Source organism: Microterricola viridarii, assembly GCF_900104895.1.
Lineage (GTDB): Bacteria > Actinomycetota > Actinomycetes > Actinomycetales > Microbacteriaceae > Microterricola > Microterricola viridarii.
This window is the reverse complement of the sequence record NZ_LT629742.1, coordinates 879,785-901,474: the sequence shown is the minus strand read 5'-3', so window position 1 is coordinate 901,474 and position 21,690 is coordinate 879,785. Positions and strand designations below refer to the sequence as shown.

Below are 21,690 nucleotides of genomic sequence, written 5' to 3'. Positions count from 1 at the left end.
TCCGGCCCCATCGTTTAGTGGCCTAGGACACCGCCCTTTCACGGCGGCAGCACGGGTTCGAATCCCGTTGGGGTCACATAACTGAATAGGTCATAATAGAAACACCGCAACATATATAATTGAATAGCTTCTCACGAGGCCCTGTAGCGCAGTTGGTTAGCGTGCCGCCCTGTCACGGCGGAGGTCGCGGGTTCAAGTCCCGTCAGGGTCGCTCAGGCGACAAGCCCCTTCGAAAGTTGGGGCTTTCTCCTTCTCGGCAGCATTTTCGAATGCTCCGGGCTCTGTAGCTCAGTTGGTAGAGCGTTCGACTGAAAATCGAAAGGTCACCGGATCGACGCCGGTCGGAGCCACAAGACAAGCCCCCGCAGAACTTCGGTTCTGCGGGGGCTTTTTTGTTGCCCACGCACCGCCGCCCGGCCACGCCGGCACCCGGCAAGATCACCCGACCTGCGTGATGCCCGCCCGCTCACAGCCTCAGTACCGTGACGGAAACCCGTCGAAGCGCACTGCAACGGCCGTGCGTGCGTCGGCATTGTCCGGGAGGTTGAGAGATGTCCGAGACTGCATCGAAGACTGAAACCACAGGCTGGGTCGGTTGGGGTTGGTTCGCGGGGTTCGTGCTCATGACGGCGGGAATCTTCGACGCGTTCTACGGCCTCATGGCCATCATCGGGCCCGACAGCGCGTACTTCGCGACGTCAAATGGGTCCCTCTTCCTCCTCGACGTGCAGGGGTGGGGGTGGTGGCACATGATCAGCGGCCTCGCCCTCATCGTCGTCGCGCTGGCAATGCTCGCCGGAGCAACCTGGGCCCGCATCGTCGCCGTCATCCTCGTCATCATCAACGCCGTCGGGCAGCTTTTCCTGTTGCCGGTCCAACCCTGGTGGTCACTCATCGTCATCGCCCTCGACGTGCTCGTGATCTACGCGCTCACCGTGCACGGCCACGAACTGCGCAAGGCCGCCTGAGAGTCAAAACGGCTCGTGCCACACCCGCGCCCTCCGCATGACGGGACTTCACAGGGAGCGGGAGATCGGCGCGAAATCACGCGGTTTTCGGCACTTTTGTAACGATCCGTATCACGCTTCAAAAAAAGTTCACCATTATCACGCCTTCATGAGCTAGTGTTGACGCTCAAGTTGTTGTGTTGCGCATTGTATTTCAAGCAACCACGAACTAACCCGGTTCATGGTCGCTTTTCTGAGGGCGAATCAAGACACGCGACGCTCGGATTCGAAGGTCGAATTCGATCGAGACCTCATGAATGAGAGACAAAAATGGCAACCGGCACCGTGAAGTGGTTCAACGCTGAAAAGGGCTTCGGCTTCATCACCCCCGACGACGGAAGCGCCGACGTGTTCGCGCACTTCTCCGCAATCGCAACCGATGGCTACCGCAGCCTCGACGAGAACCAGAAGGTCGAGTTCGAGACCGCCCGTGGCCCCAAGGGCCTGCAGGCTGAGAACATCCGCCCGCTCTAGTCTGAGTACCGCGCACCGCCCTCGGGCCGTGCGCTAGACCTCCAAGGTCATTGAACGGCCCCGCTTCGGCGGGGCCGTTTTTTCGTTGAGCGGAGCGCTCCGAGCAGCAGCCCCGGCGATGGCCCCCAAATTGGGGTATACCGGGCTGGCCGACGGGGCGTAAGGTCATGCACGAGATTAGCTGAGAGGTTTTCACTTCTTGATTCGGTCGTCCTAGCGACCTTGTCAAAGCTGATCTTGAGTTCACCCGACGCAGTACCTGTAGACCCGAAATGCAGGGATATTTGTGACCGCTCTAATTTTTTGTCGACCCAATCGTCAACCTCTAGTTCAAGAATCCAGCACCCCCGCGCCCCTCCGGTCGCTGTTCGCACCGCTCGCATCTCGCGCTGTTCTGCGGTGGGACCATGAGTGAGTTCCGCTCTGTGGAGCCCAACACACCTCCGCTGCCGCGCCGGCTGAAGCTGGTCGGTGCACCGACGCTGAAGCCGCAAGCTCAGGCTCTGGCCGCCGACTACCCCGCCTCCGGCCTGCGCTGGGCCCGTCGCTATCGGGACCGGTTGCGACTGACCGATGTCAGCATCATCTTCTCGGTCGTCGTCGCCGTCGGCCTCGTCGGCTTCTTCTCCAGCGACGCTCTCAGGCGGTCCGAGCTCCTGGCCGCGGAGTACGCCACCGTGACCGCCCTCGTCCTCGGTGCCTGGCTGCTGACCCTGGCCGCCTTCCACACGCGGGCCCCCCACGTCGTCGGCGTCGGAGCGCTCGAGTACAAGCGAGTCGTCAACGCCAGTGCGCTCGCCTTCGGGCTGCTGGCGATCACGTTCCTGGTGCTCCAAGTCAACGTCGCCCGGGGCTACTTCATCATCGCGCTGCCAATCGGCATCGCCTGCCTCGTGCTCGATCGCTGGCTGTGGCGCAAGTGGCTGCTGCACCAGCGATCTTTCGGGCACTACCTGGCCCGGGCCATAGTCGTCGGCAAGCGCGAGGATGTCAGCTACGTCATCTCGCAGATCGAGTCGAAGTCCGGTGCTGCCTTCCATGTGGTCGGCGTCTCACTCCAGGACGGCGCCAGCGAGTTCCTCAACGTCGGCACGCAGAGCGTGCCGGTTGTGTCCGGCCTCGCCGGCATCGCCCAGGCGGCCGAAGCCGTCTACGCAGACACCGTCATCGTCGCCGGCAACCCAGACGGCGGCAGCGAGTTCATCCGAAACCTCGGCTGGGATTTGGAAGGCACCGCGGCTGAGCTGGTGCTCTCCTCTCGACTCACTGATGTGGCTGGCCCGCGCATCCACTTCCGGCCAGTCGAGGGCCTCCCACTCATCCACGTCGAGATCCCGAGCTTCGAGGGCGGCAAGCACATCCTCAAGCGCACCCTGGACGTCACGCTGGCGGCCCTCGCGCTCGTCGCGCTGTTCCCGCTGATGGTTGCAATCGCCGTCGTCGTCAAGCTCGACAGCCCCGGGCCCGTCCTGTTTCGACAGGAGCGCTGTGGCCGCAACGGGCGCAGCTTCCAGATGCTCAAGTTCCGTTCGATGGTGCAGACCGCCGAGGACGACCTCGCCGGGCTGCTCGACCAGAACGAGGGCGCCGGTGTGCTGTTCAAACTGCGCAATGATCCGCGGGTAACCCGCGCCGGGCGCGTTCTGCGCAAGTACTCGCTGGACGAGCTGCCGCAGATCTGGAACGCCCTGGTCGGCGACATGAGTGTCGTGGGGCCGCGGCCCCCTCTGGCCACCGAGGTCGAGTCCTACGAGGGCAGCGCGCACCGCCGGCTGTTCATCAAGCCGGGGATCACGGGTCTCTGGCAGATCAGCGGCCGCTCTGACCTGAGCTGGGAGGAGAGCATCCGGCTCGACCTCTATTACGTTGAGAATTGGTCGCTGACCGGAGACGTGATGATCATCTGGCGCACGTTCAGGACCGTCATCAGCCCCCGCGGGGCCTACTGATGGAGAGCCGCTCCACTGCCGGTGAGCGGATCCGCCACCGCGTGGGCTATGCCGGCGGCGCATTCGACATGTTCCACGTCGGCCACCTGAACATCCTTCGCCACGCCAAGAGTCAGTGCGACTACCTCATCGCCGGAGTCGTGTCGGATGAGGTGCTCCTCCACACTCGTGGCTCCGCTGCCGTGGTTCCGCTCGCGGAGAGGCTGGAGATCGTTCGACACATCTCCTTTGTCGATGAGGCCGTCGCCGAAACCGCCCTCGACAAGCTGGAAACGTGGCAGCGCGTCGGCTTCGACATCTACTTCAAGGGCGATGACTGGAAGGGCACCGAGCGGGGGCACGCACTGGAATTCACCTTCGCCGACATCGGAGTCGAGGTGGTCTACTTCCCCTACACGATCACCACCGCCAGCAGTGCACTGCGCCGGGCGCTGGACGCGGTCGAGATTGGGTGCGCTCACCCGCAACGCGCCGCGGAAAGTCGGCCCCCGAATTGGGGCATTGGGCTCGACAGGGCCAGGCGTAGGCTCGGGAACGACAAGAGTTGAGGCGTTGTCAACTTCGGCGGCTCGCCCGCCGCCGTACCTGTAGGCCCGAAATGCAGGAGCAACCGTGATCGCTGTGAAAGCGTGCCGACCACCACATTGGCAGTTAGGTCCCCCACCTGCTGCGCCTGTTGGCGCCGGCCGACCCAGCCTCGGGATTCTCTCGGCATCACCCCTCCGCACCGGATTGCGGTGCGGCCATGCCTAGGCCCCGCCATCCAGCTCTCGCCACGGCGCGCTGCGCCCTTCGGCACACGAAGGACGACCATGGATGACCCGGCACGCAAGAGGGTGCCCCCGAGCCCGCCGGCCGCGCTCATTGCCGCGACCGCCGATGTCGACGCGAGCGCGCACATCGGCGCAGGATCAGCGGTGTGGCACCTGGCTCAGTTGCGTGAGCTCGCGAGCATCGGCTCCGGCTGCGTGATCGGCCGCGGGGCGTACATCGGGCCGGGTGTCACGCTGGGCGACAACTGCAAGGTGCAGAACCACGCGTTGGTCTACGAGCCGGCCGTGCTCGAAGACGGAGTCTTCGTCGGGCCGGCGGTCGTCTTCACGAACGACGAGTTCCCGCGGGCGGTCAACCCCGACGGCTCGCGAAAGGGTGCCGAGGACTGGAACGCGGTCGGCGTGACGGTGCGCACGGGGGCGTCAATCGGCGCGCGAGCCGTGTGCATCGCTCCGCTCGAGATCGGGCGCTGGGCGCTCGTCGCCGCCGGCGCCGTGGTGACCCGGGACGTGCCCGCGTTCGCCATTGTCGCGGGAGTACCCGCGCGACAGGTCGGCTGGGTCGGCCGCGCGGGCATACCCCTGCAGCGCTCCGCTGAGAGCATCTGGAAGTGTCCGGAAACCGGCGAGCTCTACTCCGAGAGCAGCGGCAGACTCCTCCCCATCGAGCCCTGAGCGGCGCCGGCGTTGTACATCTCCCTCTCGTCCTCGCCTCCGGAGCCCTCAGACGACCTCCCCGGCGCCGAGACGCCGACAGGCCATTCGCGCTCAGGGCGCGTGTCCTCCGTCGTCATCACGTTGGGCATCGTGAGCATGCTCACTGACATCTCGTCGGAATCCACCGCTGCGATTCTCCCGCTGTACATCACAGGCGCCTTGGGGCTCTCGACCATTGCCTACGGCTTCATCGATGGCCTCTACCAAGGGGTCAGCGCGCTCGTGCGCATAGCGGGCGGGTGGGCCGCTGACCGGGGGGATCACCCCAAATGGGTCGCCTTCGCCGGATACGGGCTGTCTGCAGTTGCCCGCATTGGGTTGCTCTTCGCCACGGGGTTCGCCTCCATAATCGCCGTCGTTACGGCCGACCGCCTGGGCAAGGGTCTGCGCACCGCACCCCGGGATGCTTTGATCTCCGCCGCGTCTCAGAGACAGAGCATTGGCCGCGCATTCGGCACCCACCGCATGCTCGACACAATCGGCGCAGCTGCCGGGCCGCTGCTGGCCTTCGTGATCCTGCTCCTCATCCCGGACGGCTACCACACTGTCTTCCTGGTTTCGCTCGCGTTTGCCGTGCTCGGCGTTGTGCTGCTCGTGGTCCTCGTGCCCAACCTTCGCCCGCAAGCGCGGCGGCGCGCTGGTAGAGGTGGCGCGCAGGGCACAGAGTCATCACCGGTCGAGCGCCGCGTCCGTCTGCGCCTTCTCGCCGACCCTCGGCTGCGGCGCGTGCTCGTGGTCGCCGGCATCCTCGGCTTGGTCACCATCGGTGACGGGTTCATCTACCTGCTTCTACAAAGTCGTGACGGCTTCGCCGCGCTGTGGTTCCCGCTGCTCTATGTGGGAACCAACATCGCATTCTTGCTCTTGGCGATTCCGTGTGGGCGCTTGGCTGATCGTTTGGGGAGCGGCAGGGTCTTCGTGATGGGACACCTCGCGTTGCTGGGCGCCTACCTGTGCGCAGCTGCGCCGAGTCTGGGTGCGGTGACCACGATCTTCTGCCTGCTCCTCCTCGGCGCGTTCTATGCGTCCACAGATGGCGTTCTGGCGGCCCTTGCGGCGGTGAACACCCCGGTGGCCGCGCGCGCAACCGGGATTGCTGCCGCGCAAACCGTGGTCGCGCTGACGCGACTCGTCGCGTCGGTCGGGTTCGGCGTGCTCTGGTTCGCCGTGGGCCAGAGCATCGCCGTGCTCATCGTCGCGTCGGCCCTCGCCGTCGCCATCGTTGTCGCCGGTGTGCTGGTGCGGGGCATCGCTTCTACTGCCGAAGGGTCGGAGGGCCTGTGAGAGCGCGCGGGCGCGTGCTGATCGTTGCAGCCGTCGGCGTGCTGCTCTTTGGCGGTGCAGGCACGTATGGAGTGCTTGCATATCAGGACTATCAGCAACGATCCTCGGCCCCCAGCGCAGTCGACGCCACCGATGCGCCGCTGGGGATTCCGGACGGTCAGCACATTGCGTTCCGGAACACGGCATCGGGCCAAGGGTACGGGCTCCTCGCCTTCGTCCCGGTCGATGCGCCAAGCGGGCCGCGGAACCTGACGGACATCGCGTGCGACCGCGTTGCGGCGAACACGGACGTTGTGAGCTGCCTGCACACGGACCGCGGCATCACCACGACATTCGGTGCCGCCCTCTACGATGCGTCTCTGCAACGCCTCCGCGAGTCACCCCTGGCCGGCATTCCGAGTCGGACACGCCTCTCCCCGGACGGCACCCTCGTCGCCACGACGGCCTTCGTCACCGGGCACAATTACGCGACCGTCGGCTTTTCGACTCAAACCACGATTCACACCGTTGCCGGCGAGGATCTGGGCAATCTCGAGAACTTTGACATCGTCGTGAACGACGCCCCACTGCTTGCCGCAGACCGCAACATTTGGGGGGTCACGTTCTCAGCGGACAACAATACTTTCTACGCAACCGTTGCGTCCGGTGGGGCAACGTGGTTGGCACTGGGCAACCTCACGACCCGCACCATGACAGCGATCGCGAAGACCGCCGAGTGCCCGTCCCTCTCGCCAGACGGCGCCAGCATCGCCTACAAGAAGAGGGTGTCCGACACCCCGAGCCCGTTCTGGGCGATCGCTGTTCGCAGCGTCTCAACAGGCGAGGAAATCGTGCTTCCAGAGGCACGCAGCGTGGACGATCAGATCGAGTGGCTCGACAACCGGATGCTTCTTTATGGGATGCCCCGGGATGGCAGCCCTGGCGACTATGACGTGTGGGCGATCAGCGCCGACGGGGCCGGCGCGGCACAACTGTTCATCGAGCACGCGTGGTCGCCTTCTGTGCTGCGCTGAGGAGATTTCGCGCGCTGCGCCGCAGGAGCAGACGGTCGGTCTCTATCGCGGCAAGCACGGCAATCCCCAGTCCGAGGATCCCAATCGCCGCGAGCGCGCGCGAGCGGTTGCCATTGATGTAGTTCACGGCCGGCGGATCCGGCGAGACCAGGGTCGTCACCGAGTATCGCGGGTCAATGCCGGCGTCGTCCTGCCTCTCGCTGATGATGCGCGTCAATTCGGCCACAGTCGAGTCGACCTGGCTGGTCACGCCAGCGGCGCTCGTCCCGACGACGTCGACGATCAGCAGTGGCTCCCGAAAGCTCTGGTTCCACTGGCTGCCGGAGTTCAGCAGGCGGACGCTGACTCCGGAGCGCACTCCGGCTCCCGCCAGCGTGGCATCCGGAGAGCCGAACCTGATGATCTCGTCATTGCCGTTGAACTGCTTCTCGATCAGCGCCGCGAACTTGGCGAGCCCCTCGGGCCGCACCCCCAGCGAGTTCTCGTCGCTTGTGAGCGCGGCCGGTGTGAGCAGGCGCACAGAAACCTGAGCTGTGTACACACCTGCGCCGCGCAGGGCGAAGAAACCCGCCAGTGCGGCGATCAGCGCCACAGCAAGCACCACGTACCAACGGCGCGCGAGGATCCCAAGCGCTCGCCACACGGTCATCTCTGGCCTCCCTCGCCATTGCAGGGAAATGAGCCCCTAGTCTAGGTGAGACATCATGTTCACAGAATCGTGAGAGTGAGGCGCAGTGTATCTTCGAGACCTCGGCGCGAGCCTACTCCGACGGTGGCCAGTCGTACTCGTCGGGCTTCTCCTTACCGCCGCACTCGCCGTCGGTGCCTACATGAACGTCCCGCAAACGTGGACAGCCAAGGCCAGCGTGCTCTTGGTCCCGCCGCCCACAGTCGTGGGCGAAGACGGGAACCCCTACCTGTATTTGGGCGGGCTCGGGCAGGCCTTGGACGTGCTCACACGACGCTTGGATGCCGAGGCGGTTCGTGGCCCACTGGAAGACACGTATCCCGATGCGGAGTACACAGTCACGGTTGACGGGAACTCGACCGGGCCGATCCTGCTGATCGAGGCGGAGGCGGAAGCCGGCCCCGATGCCCTCGCACTCGTCAAGAGCATCCATTCGCAGATCCCGCAGGAACTTCTCGGAATGCAGGCAGACCTCAACGTTCCACGCAACGCCCTCATCACGGCTTCGGACATCACCGTCGACGTGAACGCCGAGAGCGACAACAAGCGCCGCATCCAGCTCACTGGGCTCGTGGCCGCGGGTGGTCTCGCGCTCACGGTGTTGCTGGCGGGAATCGTTGATGGACTCGTCAACAAGCGTCGCAAGCGATCGAAGTCCCCCGAACATGCCGAGACCGCTGAGTCGTTGGCGGTGTGGGCACAGGAGAACGCGAGCACCGCGCCGCACAGGGAGAGCCTCAAGTCATGACCGTGAAACACCGCGCGATGCCGACGTAGCCGATGAGCCTCGTGGCGAGTCGCGCGCGCCAGCTCAGCGCGGCGGCATTCAAGATCCTCCCCGACGGGGTGACAATCCTCACCCTGTACTTCATCGTGCTCTACGCCATTCCCTCCACCCTCCGGATCGGCGCGCTCGGCACGCTTGGCTCGCTCGGAACGATCTTTGGGCTCGGCGCACTCGTCTGGTGGTTCTGGTTTCGCGCGCAGCTCGGTCACCCCATCGATGAGGCACCACGCAACCCCATTCGGCTCGGATTGCTCCTCTTCACCGGCGCCATGCTGCTCAGCTACATCGCCGCGATGACCCGCGCCCTCCCCGTCGCTGAGATCAGCCCCGCCGACACGGGCCTCCTGCGAGTCGGTGCGATGGTTGGAATCGCGGTCATCGCCCTCGACGGCCCGCCGACAGAGGATCGGTTTCTCGCGATCATCCGCCGCTTTGCGTTAGCGGGCGGGCTCATCGCACTCCTCGGAATCGCGCAGTTCATGACGAATCTTCCCCTCGTGGATCAGATCACCCTGCCGGGGCTCTCCGCAAACAGCGACTATTCGAGCCTGGATCTTCGTGGCGGCTTCGCGCGACCAGCCGCGACGTCTGCCCACCCGCTGGAGTATGCCGTCATCCTCTCGATGACGCTCCCCCTGGCCATCGTCTACGCGCTGCATTCCCGTGGGTCCCGTGCAGTGCTGCTCTGGACAATGAGCGCGCTGATCCTCGTTGGAGTGCTCCTGTCCAGCTCTCGCTCCGCCTACATCGGGCTCGCTGCGGCGCTCGCTCCACTTCTCCTGGCGCTCGGCCCCGGTGCCAGGCGCCTGATACTCACCCTCATTCTCGCGCTGGGGGGACTCACGTACCTGATCGTGCCGAGGGTGATCACCAATCTGAGGTTTCTCTTCGAATCGATTGGCAATGACGCAAGTGCCGCCTCCCGCACGTCCAGCTACGCCCTCGTCGAATCCATGTTCGCGAACTTCCCCGTGACGGGCCGTGGCTTCAGCACGTTGTTGCCCGCCTATCGGATTCTGGACAATCAGTACCTGCTCTTCCTCGTCGAGACGGGCGCGCTCGGATTGTTGACGCTGATCGGCCTCCTCGCGGCCTCGGCATTCACCCCGCTGGGGGCTCGTCGACGCTCGCACACTCCGCTCATGAATGACATCGGCGTGGCGCTGACGGCTTCACTTCTCGCTGGCGCCTCGCTCCTCGCGCTCTTCGACGCCCTCTCCTTCCCGCAAGCCGCAGGCACGCTCTTTCTCGTGATCGGGCTGAGCGGCGCGTACCGTCGACTCGTCACCCCCGCCGAGCCTGCGGCCTCACTTCTGGCGGGCGGCAGCAGTACACTGAGAATGTACCCATAATTGGGGGGCGTGTCATGCACGCAAACCTCCAAGCTCTCTGCAAAGATGCAAACCAATTTGATCCAGCACACGAACCTATGTGAAAGTTGAGACTTCGTCAGGATCCGTCACGGCGTTTCGATAGCGACCGAAGGATGTCCGATCCCGGTTCCTGATTGATCGTTTCACAATCCATTGGAGAAGCATGAAGCGCAGAAGTGCGTCAACATGGCGTCGAAGAGCACTCTCACCTGTCACGGTGACTGCAGGAATTCTGGCCGGAGTCCTGGCGGGGAGCATCGCTCTGTCCGCGAATGCGGCCGAAGTCTCGCAGGCACCCGCCTCCGCCACCGCCACCGCCACCGCCACGTCGAAGTCGATGGGCATCTGGGGCACGTCTGCTCCGAGCGGTGTCAAGACCGACAGCGATCGCCAGAGCGTTGAGCTCGGTACCAAGTTCACTGCGAAGACGGATGGCGCCGTCAGCGGCGTCCGGTTCTGGAAGACGGCAGCGACCACGGGCACCCAGGTCGGCCACTTGTGGACAAGCTCGGGGAAGCTGCTCGCAAGCGCTACCTTCCCGACGGGCACGGCCTCCGGCTGGCAGGTCGCACAGTTCAGCGAGCCGGTGAAGCTGTCCGCGGGCAAGAGCTACACCGTGTCTTACCTGGCGCCCAAGGGCCGCTACGCCACCACCGAGAACTACACGTTCACGTCTGCCAGCTCGGAGTACCTGAGCGTTGCCAAGCGCAACAGCGGCGTCTTCAAGTACACCTCGAAGGCCGCGTTCCCCACCAAGACGTGGAATTCCTCGAATTACTGGGTTGACGCGCTCTTCACCCCGTCCGACAGCGCAACCCGCCCGCCCGTCACGCCGCCGGTGACCCCGCCCGTGACGCCGCCGGTCACCCCGCCCGTGACCCCTCCGGTCACGCCGCCCGTGACCCCACCCGTGACCCCGCCGGTCACGCCGCCGGTGACCCCGCCGGTCACGCCGGAGAACCCGCTGCCCGCAGGCACGTGGCCCAGCGCCAAGACCACTGGCTACCCGGCTGGGACCGTCCTGAAGCCGATGAACGGGCTGACGGTCAAGACCGCAGGGGCCGTCTACGACGGTGTCGAGTTCAACGGTGACGTCATCATCAACGCTGACAACGTGACCATCCGCAACTCCAAGGTGAACGGGCGCGTTCAGATCCGCCCGCCGTACAAGGGCCTCACCGTGCAGCGCACGGAGATCGCTGGCCCCGGTGGCGAGTGGGCATCGAAGACCGAGGGCATCGGTTACGCCAACTTCACCTGCGAGTCCTGCAACATCCATGGCTGGGGCAAGGGCGCGATGCTCGACGCCAACGTGACCATCTCGAACTCGTGGATCCACGACATGCCCGTCTCCAACGGCTCGCACAACGAGGCGATCCTGAGCCTGGGTGGCCCCAACTACACCATCGTGAACAACCGACTGGACTCCGGTTCGGCCGGCAACTTCACGGCATCGCTCGCCTTCCTCAACCAGTGGAACTCCTTCACGAACACACTGGTGAAGGGCAACCTGTTCAACGGCGGCGGCTACTGCGTCTACGCCGGCGGTGAAGCCGCTCACAACAGCCAGTACCCGTCCTCGAACGTCAAGTTCATCGACAACACCTTCGGCACCGACGCCAACCCGAAGTGTGGCTACTACGGCAGCGCCGTCGCGTGGGACTCCCGCGGGGTCGGCAACGAGTGGACCGGCAATGTGATGCAGAATGGCGCCAAGGTCCCGGTTCCTTCTTCCTAGGCACATCCCTGTACTTGCTGGCGGCAACAGCGTAGCGTTGCTGCTGCCGCCAGTGAGTGAGGGGGACGGATGCTGGACTTCACGGTCATAGTTGTCGCCTACCGCAGCAACGACGACCTCCTCGAACTGCTGGCCTCTCTCCCCGCCGCTGCCGCCGGCCACAGCTGGCATGCAGTCATCGTCAACAACGATCCCGGCAGCACCCTCCCATTGGCCCTGGCCGATGGTGGTCACGTGACCATCGTCGAAGCTGGGGCCAATCTTGGTTACTCGGGCGGGCTCAACCGGGGCCTCGCCGCCTCGCCTCCCGGTCGGTACACGGTCTTCCTCAATCCGGACCTCGTCCTCCTGCCCGGAGCACTCCCTGCGCTCGCGGCGGAGATCGACGAATCCGTGTCCGCCGCCGTCCCCCTGATCCTCGACGCCGACGGTCTCACCCAACGTTCCCAGCGGCGCGAGCCGAGCATCGCCCGCTCGCTCGGCGAAGCTCTGTTCGGCGATCGCTGGCCAAGCAGGCCGCACTGGTTCGCCGAGATGGTGCGCACCGACCACCACTACCTGTCGGCGCGGACGGTGGACTGGGCGACGGGAGCGGCCCTCCTCGTTCGTGCGGACGTGCCGGAACTCGTCGGAGCGTGGGACGAGCAGCGCTTCTTCCTGTACTCGGAGGAGACGGACTACTCCCGGCGCATCCGAGAACAGGGGATGACGCTCCGATTCACGCCCGCCGCGGTTGTTCGGCATCGCGGTTCCGGCTCTGGCTCCTCGCCACAACTCGACGCTCTCATTGAGATCAACAAGCTGCGCTACTTTCGCAAGTGGCACGGCCCCCTCGCCTCAAGCATCTTCGCGACCGTGCTGGTCATGCACAACGTTGTCCGGCCACATCGTGCAGGCTCCCGCGCGGCCCTGAGGGCGCTGCTTTCGGCACGCGCGCGCACGGAGCTCCCCGGCGGGCGACGATGACCGCGCACCGCGGCAGCATCATCATCGCCGCACACAACGAGCAGGCCGTCATCGGGCGGACGCTGCAGGCCCTCGAACAGTTCGCGGCCGCAGCGGATGTCGAGGTCTTCGTGGTCTGCAATGGGTGCACCGATCAGACGGCCGCCATCAGCCGCGGCTTCGCATTCGCGCACGTCATCGAGCTCGACGTCGCGTCCAAGACCGCCGCACTGCGCGAGGGCGACAGGCTCGCGCAAACCGGCCCTCGCATCTACCTCGACGCCGACGTCGTGCTCAGCAGCCGTGCGGCCCGCGCCGTGTTCGATGCGCTCGCCGGCGAGACGCTTGCAGGCCGCCCCCCTCATCATTTCGACACGAGCCGCGCCTCTTGGCCTGTGCGCCGATGGTATTGGGTCCGCGCACGGCTGCCATCGATTGCGGGTGCACTCTGGGGGGCCGGCTGCTACGCGCTCTCCACGAACGGCCGTGCCCGTTTTGGGGAGTTCCCCGAAATCGTCTCGGATGACCTGTTCATCGACGCATTGTTCGCACGCGAGGAGATCGCGATTGTCTCGACCGATCCCGTGATCGTGACCACACCCCGCCGCACGGCAGACCTCGTTCGCATCCTCCAGCGCAGCTACCGCACCCAAACCGAGGTGGCGCGCCCCGGCCTGGCCGTCTCAGAGGGGCAGCGCGGGCAGCTCAACGACCTGCGACGCCTGTTGCGGCAACAACCCCTTCGACTCGTCGACGTGGGCGTCTACCTGACGATCGTGAGCTACTCCCGTCTGCGCGCCAAGACCGCACGAGGAAGCGCATGGGAGAGGGACAGCAGCTCCCGCGAAACGCTCTGACTCGGAAACCTCGTCGTCGTGCGGCCAGCACAAGCCGCACACGCTGTCAGTCGACTCGGGTCGTCTGGGGCACGCGGAAGAACGTCTCGTGCCAGACTTCGAGCGACATGAGCGTCCAGATCCTGCTCGACTCATCGAACTTTCCGCTCTCGTGGCGTTCAAGCAAGCTGCGGATCGCCTGGCGGTCCAGAGTCTGGGCCACGAAGGAGTCCGTCCCCGTCAGCCTGTCCCACATCGAGTCACGCAGCCCGGAGCGGAACCATGAGTCAAGTGGAACGCGGAACCCGACTTTGCGCCGGTCGACGATCTCCGAGGGCAATGAGCGCCGGGCAACCGCTTTCAGCGCCCACTTCGTGTTGCCGTCGCGCACCTTGTAGGAAGACGGGATTCGGAATGCGAGCTCGACCAACCGGTGGTCGAGCAGGGGCGGTCGGAGCTCGAGCGATGCAGCCATCGACATCCGGTCGCCCCGCTCCAAGAGGTTGTCCGGCAGCCAGGAGCCCAGGTCATGCACCAGCATCTCGCGAATCGGGTCGCGGCCGACGCCTTCGCCGCCCAGCGGCCGGCCCGGTAGCCCCGCGAGCAGGGCGCGGCGCTCCGACGCGGTGAAGGGGGCGAACCAGGTGCGGTACTGCTCGCTCGGGGTGCGGGCACCCCATACGCGGAGCGCAATTCGCTGCCGGGCGTAGCGCTCGGGCAATCGGCGCTCAACCAGCCCCGCTGCCCCGGCACGCACGCCAGCGGGCAGCCGCGCTGCAGCAGACATCACCGCGGCCGCCCGGTACTTTGGGTACCCCGCGAAGAGCTCGTCGCCGCCTTCGCCAGAGAGCACGACGCGCACATGCTGTCGCGCTGCCTCCGCGAGACGGAACACCGCGATATCCGCCGGTTCTGACATCGGTGCGTCCCGATGCCAGGTCAGTTTCGGCCACAGCCGCTCGAAGTCTTCGGCGTCCACCTGGACCGCATGGTGCTCAGAGCCGACGATCTCGCTGACACGCCTCGCCCAGCCCAACTCGTCGTGGCGCGGGTCGCCGAAACCCGCCGCGAAGGTGTGCAGCGTGCGCCCGGGCCGGAGCGCGGCCGCTTTCGCCACGATCAGACTGGAGTCGATCCCTCCGCTGAGGTAGGACCCGACCGGAACGTCCGCGACGAGCGCCGATTCCACCGCCGAGGTCACCGCCCGATCGACCTCGTCGACGACTCGCTGCTCGTTCCATGCGCCATCGTCGTCCGGGGGCGGAAGCTGCCAGTACCGGGTCAGCACGACCGATCCGTCTGCGCTGAACTCTGCCCGGTGGCCAGGCGGGAGCTTGGAGACGCCCGCGAAGAGCGTGTGGGGCGAAGCGACGGAACGCGCGCTCAGGTAGGCGTCCAGGCTTGCAAGATCGACATCGGGCCTGTTCGGTGAGGCGGCCAACAGAGCTTTGACCTCTGACCCGAACACCAGCGAATCAGGCTTCAGGCTGTAGTACAACGGGAGCACACCCAGTCGGTCCCTCACGAGGTGGACCGACCCGGTGGCCCTGTCGAAGAGCGCGAGCGCGAATTGGCCGACCAGCTCGTTCACGAAGTCGAGGCCATGTATGGAGACTCCGGCGAGGATTGTCTCTGTGTCTCCGTTGGTGTGGAAGGGGTAGTCGAGCTCTTCGCGCAGCTGTCGATAGTTGAATATCTCGCCGTTGAACACCAGGACCCACCGGCCGTCGACGCTCTCCATCGGTTGGCGGGATGCAGCAAGGTCGATGATGGAAAGCCGTGTGTGCGCGAAGCCGACGCCACCTTCGCTCCAGGTTCCAGAGTCGTCTGGCCCGCGATGCTGCAGGGCCGCTGCCATCGCCCTGAGGACGTCGGTGGACACCCCCGTGCTCTCGAACTGCCGCACTCCTGCGATCCCGCACATGAGGGGAGCATACCGTGACTCTGGTGCCGAGCGGCAAGGTTCGCTAGCCTGAGTTCGCGTGCACCGGAGCGCGCTCAGCGGAGGTGCTCAGCCTTGTCATCCCTACGTGTTCTGATCATTGTTCAAAACCTGCCGGTCCCCCTAGACCGACGGGTCTGGCTCGAGTGCAAAGCTCTCGCTGATCAGGGTTATTCCGTGTCGGTCATCTGCCCAAAAGGCCCTGGCGATCCCAGCTACCAGCTGCTCGACGGCATTGGAATCTACAAGTACCGCCCGGCCCCCGAGGCCCAGGGGGTGCTCGGATTCGCTGTCGAGTTCATCTGGTCTTGGCTGCTCACCGCGGGGCTCAGCATTCGCGTGCGCCGCGAACGTGGTTTCGACGTCATCCAAGCCTGCAACCCGCCAGACACGTACTGGCTGCTTGCCGCACTCTGGCGTGTTCGAGGCGTGCGGTTCGTGTTTGACCAGCACGATCTCAACCCAGAACTGTTCCTCTCGCGCTTCGGCGAGCCGCGCAGCGCGGCGATGCGGGTGCAGTACCGCGGGCTGCTCTGGTTGGAACGGATGACGTACCGGGTGGCGGATCGGGTGATTTCCACGAACGCCTCGTACAAGGCGGTTGCTGAGCGCCGTGGCCGCCGCGATCCGAGCTCCGTCACCGTCGTGCGCAGCGGGCCGGACACACGGCTCATGCGACCGGTGTATCCCGACGCCGGGATCCGCGGCGGCGCAGAGCACCTGATCTGCTACCTCGGAATCATGGGGCCCCAGGACGGCGTCGACACGCTGCTGGATGTCATGGAAGAGCTGGTGCACCGGCGCGGGCGCACTGGGGTGCATGCAGTCCTGCTCGGTTTCGGAGACTGTCTCGATGACCTCAAGGCCCGCTGCACAGCGCTCGGCCTTGATTCCAACGTGCGATTCACCGGTCGCGTTGGCCCTGCCGAGATCGCACAGTATCTCAGCGCCTCCGATCTGGGAGTGGGGCCCGATCAGAAGACCCCGCTCAACGACATCTCGACGATGAACAAGACGATGGAGTACATGGCGTACGCGCTCCCGTCCGTGTCGGTCGACCTCGTCGAGACTCGTGTCTCGGTCGGCGACACCGGCGTGCTCGTGCCCAGCGGCGACATTGCTGCCTTCGCCGACGCTCTGGAATCGTTGCTCGACAACCCGGAACGCCGCGTTGAGCTCGGTATCGCCGCCCGCCGCCGGGTCGTCGAGGAGCTCGACTGGAAACCCCAGGCGCAGGCCTACGTCGGCGTCTTCGATGACCTGTTGAACAACCCGGCCGGTGACGACCGACTCGGCCGCTGGCCGCATTCGGCTGCAGCGCTGGGCGCCCGCGGCGAGAACGAACCGCGCCCTGTCGATCTGCTCGATGAGGCCGAGTTCGCGCGCTTCGTCCGGGAGCGCTGCGCGCCCGCCGCATCCGTGCGCCAGAGCGACCAGGTATGAGCAGCGTCGACCATGTGCTGTTGACCCGTTTCAACCTGCCGTCCGGCGGCGTTGAGGCAACGATCAGGGCCAGCGAGCACTGGCTCAGCAATCGGTGGATGCTTTTCGAACGCTACTGCGCCCCCTCGGTGTCCTCGCAGAGCGAGAAGAACTTCTCGTGGATCATCTACTTCGACCCCGAGAGTCCCCGTTGGCTGGTCGACAAGGTGACCGAGATCAGCCGGAACGGCTTGTTCACACCGATCTATCGCGCGTCCGTCTCTCGCGAACAACTGCTCGGCGACATCCGCGGTGTCGCGCAGGGAACCGGCCAACGTTTGGTGACATCCAACCTCGACAATGACGATGCGCTCGCTCGCGACTTCGTCGCTCGGATTCAGGCCGTGCCGCTCCCGGAGGAGAGAACCGCCGTGTTCATCACCCACGGCCTGATCGCCAGTCCTGCCGGGCTCTACCTGCGAATCGATCGCGACAATGCGTTCTGCACCGTGATCGAGTCGTGGGACGATCCGACCACCTGCTGGTCAGACTGGCACATGATGCTCCGTCGCAGCATGCCCGCGATCGAGCTCGAGGGAGCACCCGGTTGGTTGCAGGTGGTTCATGGCGAGAACGTGAGCAACAGGGTGCGTGGCAGACTCGTGTCGCCGGACCAATGGCGCTCACGCTTCGCCGACGATCTCGCCGGCGTCAGGGTGCCCGGCCGCGCTCAGATCGCCCGTGATCGCGTACTGCTCGCTCCGGCCCGGGCGGTGTCCGAATCCGCACGTGGGTCCGTCAAATGGCTGGCGCTCAGCGTTCTCGGCAAAGACGGCATGGATCGCCTGAAGTCGGCGATCGCTGCCCGCACTCGGCCCCACCCTCCACGCTGATTCCGGGCCGCCTAGGACGAGTGCCGCGCCCCGTCGAGCAGATCACGGCGGCCGGTGCGCACCGTGTTCTCGATGAACTCGGTGACGACACGTGCAGACTCGTCCCAGCTGTCGCCCGCTACCGCCGCGGCCTGGCGCGTCGGCGTCGAGCTGGGGTCATAGCCCCGCCAGGCGGCAACCATGGCCTCTGCCAGCGCGCCTGGGGTCGGCGCCGCCCAGTGCACCTCCGAATTGCGCAAAACGGCCCGGTTGTGCCGGGCGTCGTTGACAACGGGCACCACCCCGCAGGCCTGAAGTTCCCAGGGGATGAGCGAGACGTTGGTGAATGAGAGGCTGAGTCCGACTCTGCAGGAGTTGTACAGCTCGTTGAGCTCAGCCGGAGTCAGGCGGCCGTGGCTGACGGCGGAAAAGGGCAGCGTGCCCGGGGGGTCGCCGAACAGGTGGACCGGCGCCTCCGGGACTTGTTCGACGAATCGTTGCAGGGCGAGCACCCCGAGCTCGTGCCCGCGTCTGGCGACTCCCGGCTTGGTATAGAGCACGACACCGGCGCGGGGCGCGGCGTCCCGCAGCGAGTAGACGTTGGCATCCGCACCAAACTCGAAATGTGCGCACTCCATGCCGAAGCGCTCGCCCAGCTCGCCCGACAGCCAGGCGCCAGCGGTGATGCCGGTGAACCCGAATCTGTAGCTGTCCTCCGCAAGCGCAGCGAGCGCACCGTGCGGGTAGAAGTAGGGTTCGTAGTCCTGCACGAAGTACATGCGAGTGCCCGGCAGCTCCGGGTGGCTTGCCAGGACGTGGGCAGTCTGCCAGGAGGTGGCGATCCAGACATCCGCCTCGCCGAATCCCTGTGCTGAGTCGCGCACCGAGGAGCGCACACGTGGCCAGCTCTCCCGCACAGTATTCTCGTGCAGCGCGACATCGCCGCGGTAGATGTCGTACAGGCAGAGGGTTGTCGAATGGCCAGCAGCCTCCAGCCCCTCAATCATCCGGAACATCGTGGTGTGCCCGCCTGAACCGGCGCTCGGTGGCGTCGTCACCCACGCGATGCGCAGCGGTCGGTCCGCCACGTCCGGAGCAGCGGCGGGCGCGATCAGACGCGTCGAATCGGCGATGTCGGCCGGGTGGAGCGGGATCGACTGGCCCTGCACGCCAAAACGCCGCTCCATCCGGCCCGCAACCCGGCGCAGGATGCCGTTCACTCCGTCAGCGGCCAGAATCCTCTGCGTCTGCCTCGCCCGCGCCTTCGCGGTGACCACAAGCCGTTCCCAAGCGCCCACGAATGTCCCCTTCATCGAAGCAGCCGTATCGTTCTCATCAAACCACGCCACGTGCGAACGGTCAGCAGCCCGTAGACGAGCACACCGCCACAGCCTCCGACGAGGAGCGCCAACCACGGATTGTCGACGGTTGAGGCCAGCCACGCGGCCGCGAGGGCTGCGAGAACGGATGCAGCCATGGCGGGCAGGAATGCGATCAACTGTTTCAGCCAGCTGACGTGGAGAACGCGTGCGAGCGTGACGAGGTAGAGCGGGACCACCACAAACCAGCACACGGCGGCATGCGCCCAACCCGCCCCGGCGATGCCGAACTGCTGCACGCCGAGAATCATCGACGGCACGAGCACAGCCAGCCAGATGAGCTGGACCCACATCAGGCCGATCGTCTTGCCCGCGCCCACACAGAGGTCGGCAAAGAGCTCGGAGAGGACCCGCGCCGCTCCGAAAGCGCCGAGTCCCAGGAGTGCGATCGCGCCCGGCGCCCATTCGTCGCCATAGAGCGCGGTCATCAGCGGCAGGCCGAGAGCACCGATCAGCAGCGCGATCGGGAAAGCGATCCAGGCGACGCCGGCCACGAACCGGGGCACGAGTTCGGCCAGCGTCCCCGCGGCGAACAAGCGACCGAAAGTCGGAACCGCGACCGTCCGCAGGATCGTGGTGAGCACGCTGCTCGGCAGCGCCGCGAGGTTGAACGCCAGCAGGTAGAGCCCGAGCTGCTCCGGGCCGAGTTCACGGCCGACAACGATGTAGTCGACGTTCAGCATGACGAATGCCACGATGTTGGATGCGGCAAGGGGCAGACCGAGCCGGAGCAGCGGGCCAAGCTCCGCACGGTTCCAGCCGGGGAGATATCGCTTGGGAACGATCAACCAGTACCCGATCGTCGAGGCCGCTTGCCCCACGACCCTCGACCACGCCAATGCCATCGCTCCCATCCCGATCACTGCGAGCGGGATCACGACGAGCCCCGTGATGACGATGGCACCGATATCGACGAACAGCCTGCGCTTCTGCAGGAAGTCCCGCCAGACCAGTGCCGTCGGGACAGAGGCGAACGCGGCAAGGAAGACCGTGAGTGCCATCACCTGCACCACGGGTGCCGCCGACGGGTCGCCGAGCGCTGCTGCGAGCAGCGGCGCCGTCACGATCATCACAATCGTCAGCACGGTGCCGGCCATCAGCGACAGGCTGAAGACGGTTGGCGCAATTGCATCGGGATCTCGATCGCCCCGGGCCAAGGAGGCAGTGGTGCCCAGCTCGGTGATGTTGATGGCGATACTCTGTGCCACGAGCGCGACGGCAAGCGCACCGAACTGATCGGGGGCGACGAGGCGAGCGACGACGAGCATCGTCACAAATTGCAGGATCCGCGAAAGCGCGATGTTCAGCGCGCCCCACGCAGAGCCGCCCTTGACCCGCGTTGCGAGGCTCGGAGTTTCGATGCCGGCCGCTGCGTCTCTCATGCGATCCCGGCAACCTCGTACAGCACCGCGCGCAAACGATCCGCCTGCCGACGCAGTTGCTCGAGAGCACGTTGGGAGATCGCCGGAGATCGGCCGCGGCGCGCCCTGGCCAGACGCCATCTGACCTTGCGCTGTGACGAGGCACCCGGGTCCAGTTCGTCGGCAAGCTCCAGCAACGGGCGGACCTCGTCGGTCCGCATGCCGCGGTCAAGATCTCGCAACGCGAGCGACACAGCCTCCCGAGCTATCGCGGCGCGCGCTCGGGCCACCATCCGATCTGCCCCGGGGACAGACGGTGCAAGCTCCGGGCCGGTGAGCGATTCGAACGCTGCCATGCGGTGCCGCAGATCCACTGCCAGCCCCGCGTAGCTCGTGACGTGCATGTTGGCACCGTGCATTCGGTAGTAGGCCTGCGGCCGACCATTCACCCGGGCGATGTCCCACGTGGCGGCCGTGCGCAGCCAGTACTCGAGGTCGCCGGAATGGGGCAGCCCGGCGTTGTAGCCGCCGATCTGTTTGATCGCGCTCGTGCGCATGACGGCTTCCGGCGAGACGATGAAGTTGCGCCCGCGTTTGGCGGCCCACGCCAGCCACTTGCGCCCTCCCCAGATGCTCCACGTCTCAGGGAGTGACGCATGCGGCGCGGCAGGCTGAACGCCGTGCGTGAATGCCACAGTATGGCCGTAGACCATCCCGACGCGGGGATTCGCTTGCATGAGCCTGGTCGCTCGCCCCAGCGCCCCTGGAGCCACGATGTCGTCGGCCGAAACGAGAGCAACGAACTCCGTTCGTGCGGCGGCGAGCCCGTCGTTGTAGGTCTGGATGTGGCCGCGATTGACATCATGCAGCACAGCAGTGACACGGGACGGATGTGCTTCGGCGAGGGCCGCAGCGACGTCGGCAGAGCCGTCCGGCGATGCGTCATCGACGATGATGACATGTGATTCGACATCGTTTTGGTCCAAGATGCTCGCGACCAGGGGGCCGAGGAATCTGCCGTAGTTGTAACAGGGGACGACGACCGTCACGGCGGCCCTCTCGCTGTCAGTGCGCGGCCGTGTGATCCTCATGATCGACTCCCCTCGTGCTTCCGCAAGGCCATCGTTCGC

The 21,690-nt window shown here is 65.7% G+C and carries 19 protein-coding genes and 3 tRNA genes; 17 read left to right on the top strand and 5 right to left on the bottom strand.

Annotated elements, in window-relative coordinates; all coding sequences use genetic code 11:
- Positions 1–3: 3 nt before the first annotated feature.
- The 10 genes from BLT62_RS04120 to BLT62_RS04075 all read left to right on the top strand — a co-directional run bounded on the left by BLT62_RS04120 (position 4) and on the right by BLT62_RS04075 (position 7,217).
- A tRNA-Glu gene (locus BLT62_RS04120) sits at positions 4–76 on the top strand.
- Positions 77–137: 61 nt separating this feature from the next.
- Positions 138–211: transfer RNA gene (locus tag BLT62_RS04115), tRNA-Asp, on the top strand.
- A 66-nt stretch (positions 212–277) separates the two neighbouring features.
- Positions 278–350: transfer RNA gene (locus tag BLT62_RS04110), tRNA-Phe, on the top strand.
- 201 nt (positions 351–551) lie between these two features.
- Positions 552–968, top strand: a complete 417-nt coding sequence (locus tag BLT62_RS04105; protein ID WP_083362927.1) for a DUF7144 family membrane protein — start codon at positions 552–554, stop codon at positions 966–968.
- Between the two features lie 309 nt (positions 969–1,277).
- On the top strand, positions 1,278–1,481 hold the full coding sequence (locus BLT62_RS04100) for a cold-shock protein (protein WP_047405211.1): 204 nt from the start codon (positions 1,278–1,280) through the stop codon (positions 1,479–1,481).
- 407 nt (positions 1,482–1,888) lie between these two features.
- The gene (locus tag BLT62_RS04095) at positions 1,889–3,430 is read left to right on the top strand and encodes a sugar transferase (RefSeq protein WP_083362926.1); all 1,542 of its coding nucleotides are present in this window, start codon (positions 1,889–1,891) and stop codon (positions 3,428–3,430) included.
- Positions 3,430–3,978: an adenylyltransferase/cytidyltransferase family protein gene (locus BLT62_RS04090; RefSeq protein ID WP_083362925.1), complete on the top strand. Its 549-nt coding sequence runs from the start codon at positions 3,430–3,432 to the stop codon at positions 3,976–3,978. Before BLT62_RS04095 ends, BLT62_RS04090 begins: the two co-directional genes overlap by 1 nt.
- A gap of 264 nt (positions 3,979–4,242) precedes the next feature.
- Positions 4,243–4,878 (top strand): acyltransferase, encoded by a 636-nt coding sequence (locus BLT62_RS04085; RefSeq protein WP_083362924.1) that lies wholly within the window; start codon positions 4,243–4,245, stop codon positions 4,876–4,878.
- A gap of 12 nt (positions 4,879–4,890) precedes the next feature.
- Entirely contained in the window at positions 4,891–6,204 is a 1,314-nt protein-coding gene (locus tag BLT62_RS04080; RefSeq protein ID WP_407937555.1) for an MFS transporter, read from the top strand.
- A gap of 14 nt (positions 6,205–6,218) precedes the next feature.
- The gene (locus BLT62_RS04075) at positions 6,219–7,217 is read left to right on the top strand and encodes a TolB family protein (RefSeq protein WP_231919334.1); all 999 of its coding nucleotides are present in this window, start codon (positions 6,219–6,221) and stop codon (positions 7,215–7,217) included.
- Here the strand turns inward: BLT62_RS04075 and BLT62_RS04070 are convergent.
- Positions 7,180–7,866 carry a hypothetical protein gene (locus BLT62_RS04070; RefSeq protein WP_156786234.1) on the bottom strand — a complete coding sequence of 229 codons (687 nt, stop codon included), beginning with the start codon at positions 7,864–7,866 and terminating at the stop codon, positions 7,180–7,182. The genes BLT62_RS04075 and BLT62_RS04070 overlap by 38 nt on opposite strands.
- 85 nt (positions 7,867–7,951) lie before the next feature.
- Between BLT62_RS04070 and BLT62_RS04065 the strand changes: the two genes are divergently transcribed.
- From BLT62_RS04065 to BLT62_RS04045, 5 genes are all read left to right on the top strand, one after another.
- Positions 7,952–8,653 (top strand): YveK family protein, encoded by a 702-nt coding sequence (locus tag BLT62_RS04065; RefSeq protein ID WP_156786233.1) that lies wholly within the window; start codon positions 7,952–7,954, stop codon positions 8,651–8,653.
- A 125-nt stretch (positions 8,654–8,778) separates the two neighbouring features.
- Positions 8,779–10,044 carry an O-antigen ligase family protein gene (locus tag BLT62_RS04060; protein ID WP_172829630.1) on the top strand — a complete coding sequence of 422 codons (1,266 nt, stop codon included), beginning with the start codon at positions 8,779–8,781 and terminating at the stop codon, positions 10,042–10,044.
- Between the two features lie 238 nt (positions 10,045–10,282).
- Positions 10,283–11,803, top strand: coding sequence for a DUF4082 domain-containing protein (locus BLT62_RS04055; protein ID WP_172829629.1), 1,521 nt, complete (start codon positions 10,283–10,285; stop codon positions 11,801–11,803).
- 69 nt (positions 11,804–11,872) lie between these two features.
- Positions 11,873–12,769 carry a glycosyltransferase family 2 protein gene (locus BLT62_RS04050; RefSeq protein ID WP_083362918.1) on the top strand — a complete coding sequence of 299 codons (897 nt, stop codon included), beginning with the start codon at positions 11,873–11,875 and terminating at the stop codon, positions 12,767–12,769.
- On the top strand, positions 12,766–13,605 hold the full coding sequence (locus tag BLT62_RS04045; protein WP_083362917.1) for a glycosyltransferase: 840 nt from the start codon (positions 12,766–12,768) through the stop codon (positions 13,603–13,605). The genes BLT62_RS04050 and BLT62_RS04045 overlap by 4 nt, the downstream gene beginning before the upstream one ends.
- Positions 13,606–13,651: 46 nt before the next feature.
- Here BLT62_RS04045 and asnB read toward each other — a convergent pair whose 3' ends face one another.
- Entirely contained in the window at positions 13,652–15,508 is a 1,857-nt protein-coding gene (asnB, locus tag BLT62_RS04040; protein ID WP_083362916.1) for an asparagine synthase (glutamine-hydrolyzing), read from the bottom strand.
- A gap of 93 nt (positions 15,509–15,601) precedes the next feature.
- Between asnB and BLT62_RS04035 the strand changes: the two genes are divergently transcribed.
- Positions 15,602–16,969: a glycosyltransferase family 4 protein gene (locus BLT62_RS04035; RefSeq protein WP_083362915.1), complete on the top strand. Its 1,368-nt coding sequence runs from the start codon at positions 15,602–15,604 to the stop codon at positions 16,967–16,969.
- Positions 16,966–17,841: a glycosyltransferase gene (locus tag BLT62_RS04030; RefSeq protein ID WP_083362914.1), complete on the top strand. Its 876-nt coding sequence runs from the start codon at positions 16,966–16,968 to the stop codon at positions 17,839–17,841. Before BLT62_RS04035 ends, BLT62_RS04030 begins: the two co-directional genes overlap by 4 nt.
- An 11-nt stretch (positions 17,842–17,852) precedes the next feature.
- Here BLT62_RS04030 and BLT62_RS04025 read toward each other — a convergent pair whose 3' ends face one another.
- Genes BLT62_RS04025 through BLT62_RS04015 form a run of 3 tightly spaced genes read right to left on the bottom strand, consistent with a single transcriptional unit; the run spans position 17,853 to position 21,609 of the window.
- A complete protein-coding gene (locus tag BLT62_RS04025) occupies positions 17,853–19,169 on the bottom strand; it encodes a rhamnosyltransferase WsaF family glycosyltransferase (protein WP_172829628.1) in 1,317 nt (438 codons plus the stop codon).
- Positions 19,130–20,581, bottom strand: coding sequence for an oligosaccharide flippase family protein (locus tag BLT62_RS04020; protein ID WP_172829627.1), 1,452 nt, complete (start codon positions 20,579–20,581; stop codon positions 19,130–19,132). The genes BLT62_RS04025 and BLT62_RS04020 overlap by 40 nt, the downstream gene beginning before the upstream one ends.
- A complete protein-coding gene (locus BLT62_RS04015) occupies positions 20,578–21,609 on the bottom strand; it encodes a glycosyltransferase family 2 protein (RefSeq protein ID WP_172829626.1) in 1,032 nt (343 codons plus the stop codon). Before BLT62_RS04015 ends, BLT62_RS04020 begins: the two co-directional genes overlap by 4 nt.
- Between the last annotated feature and the right edge of the window lie 81 nt (positions 21,610–21,690).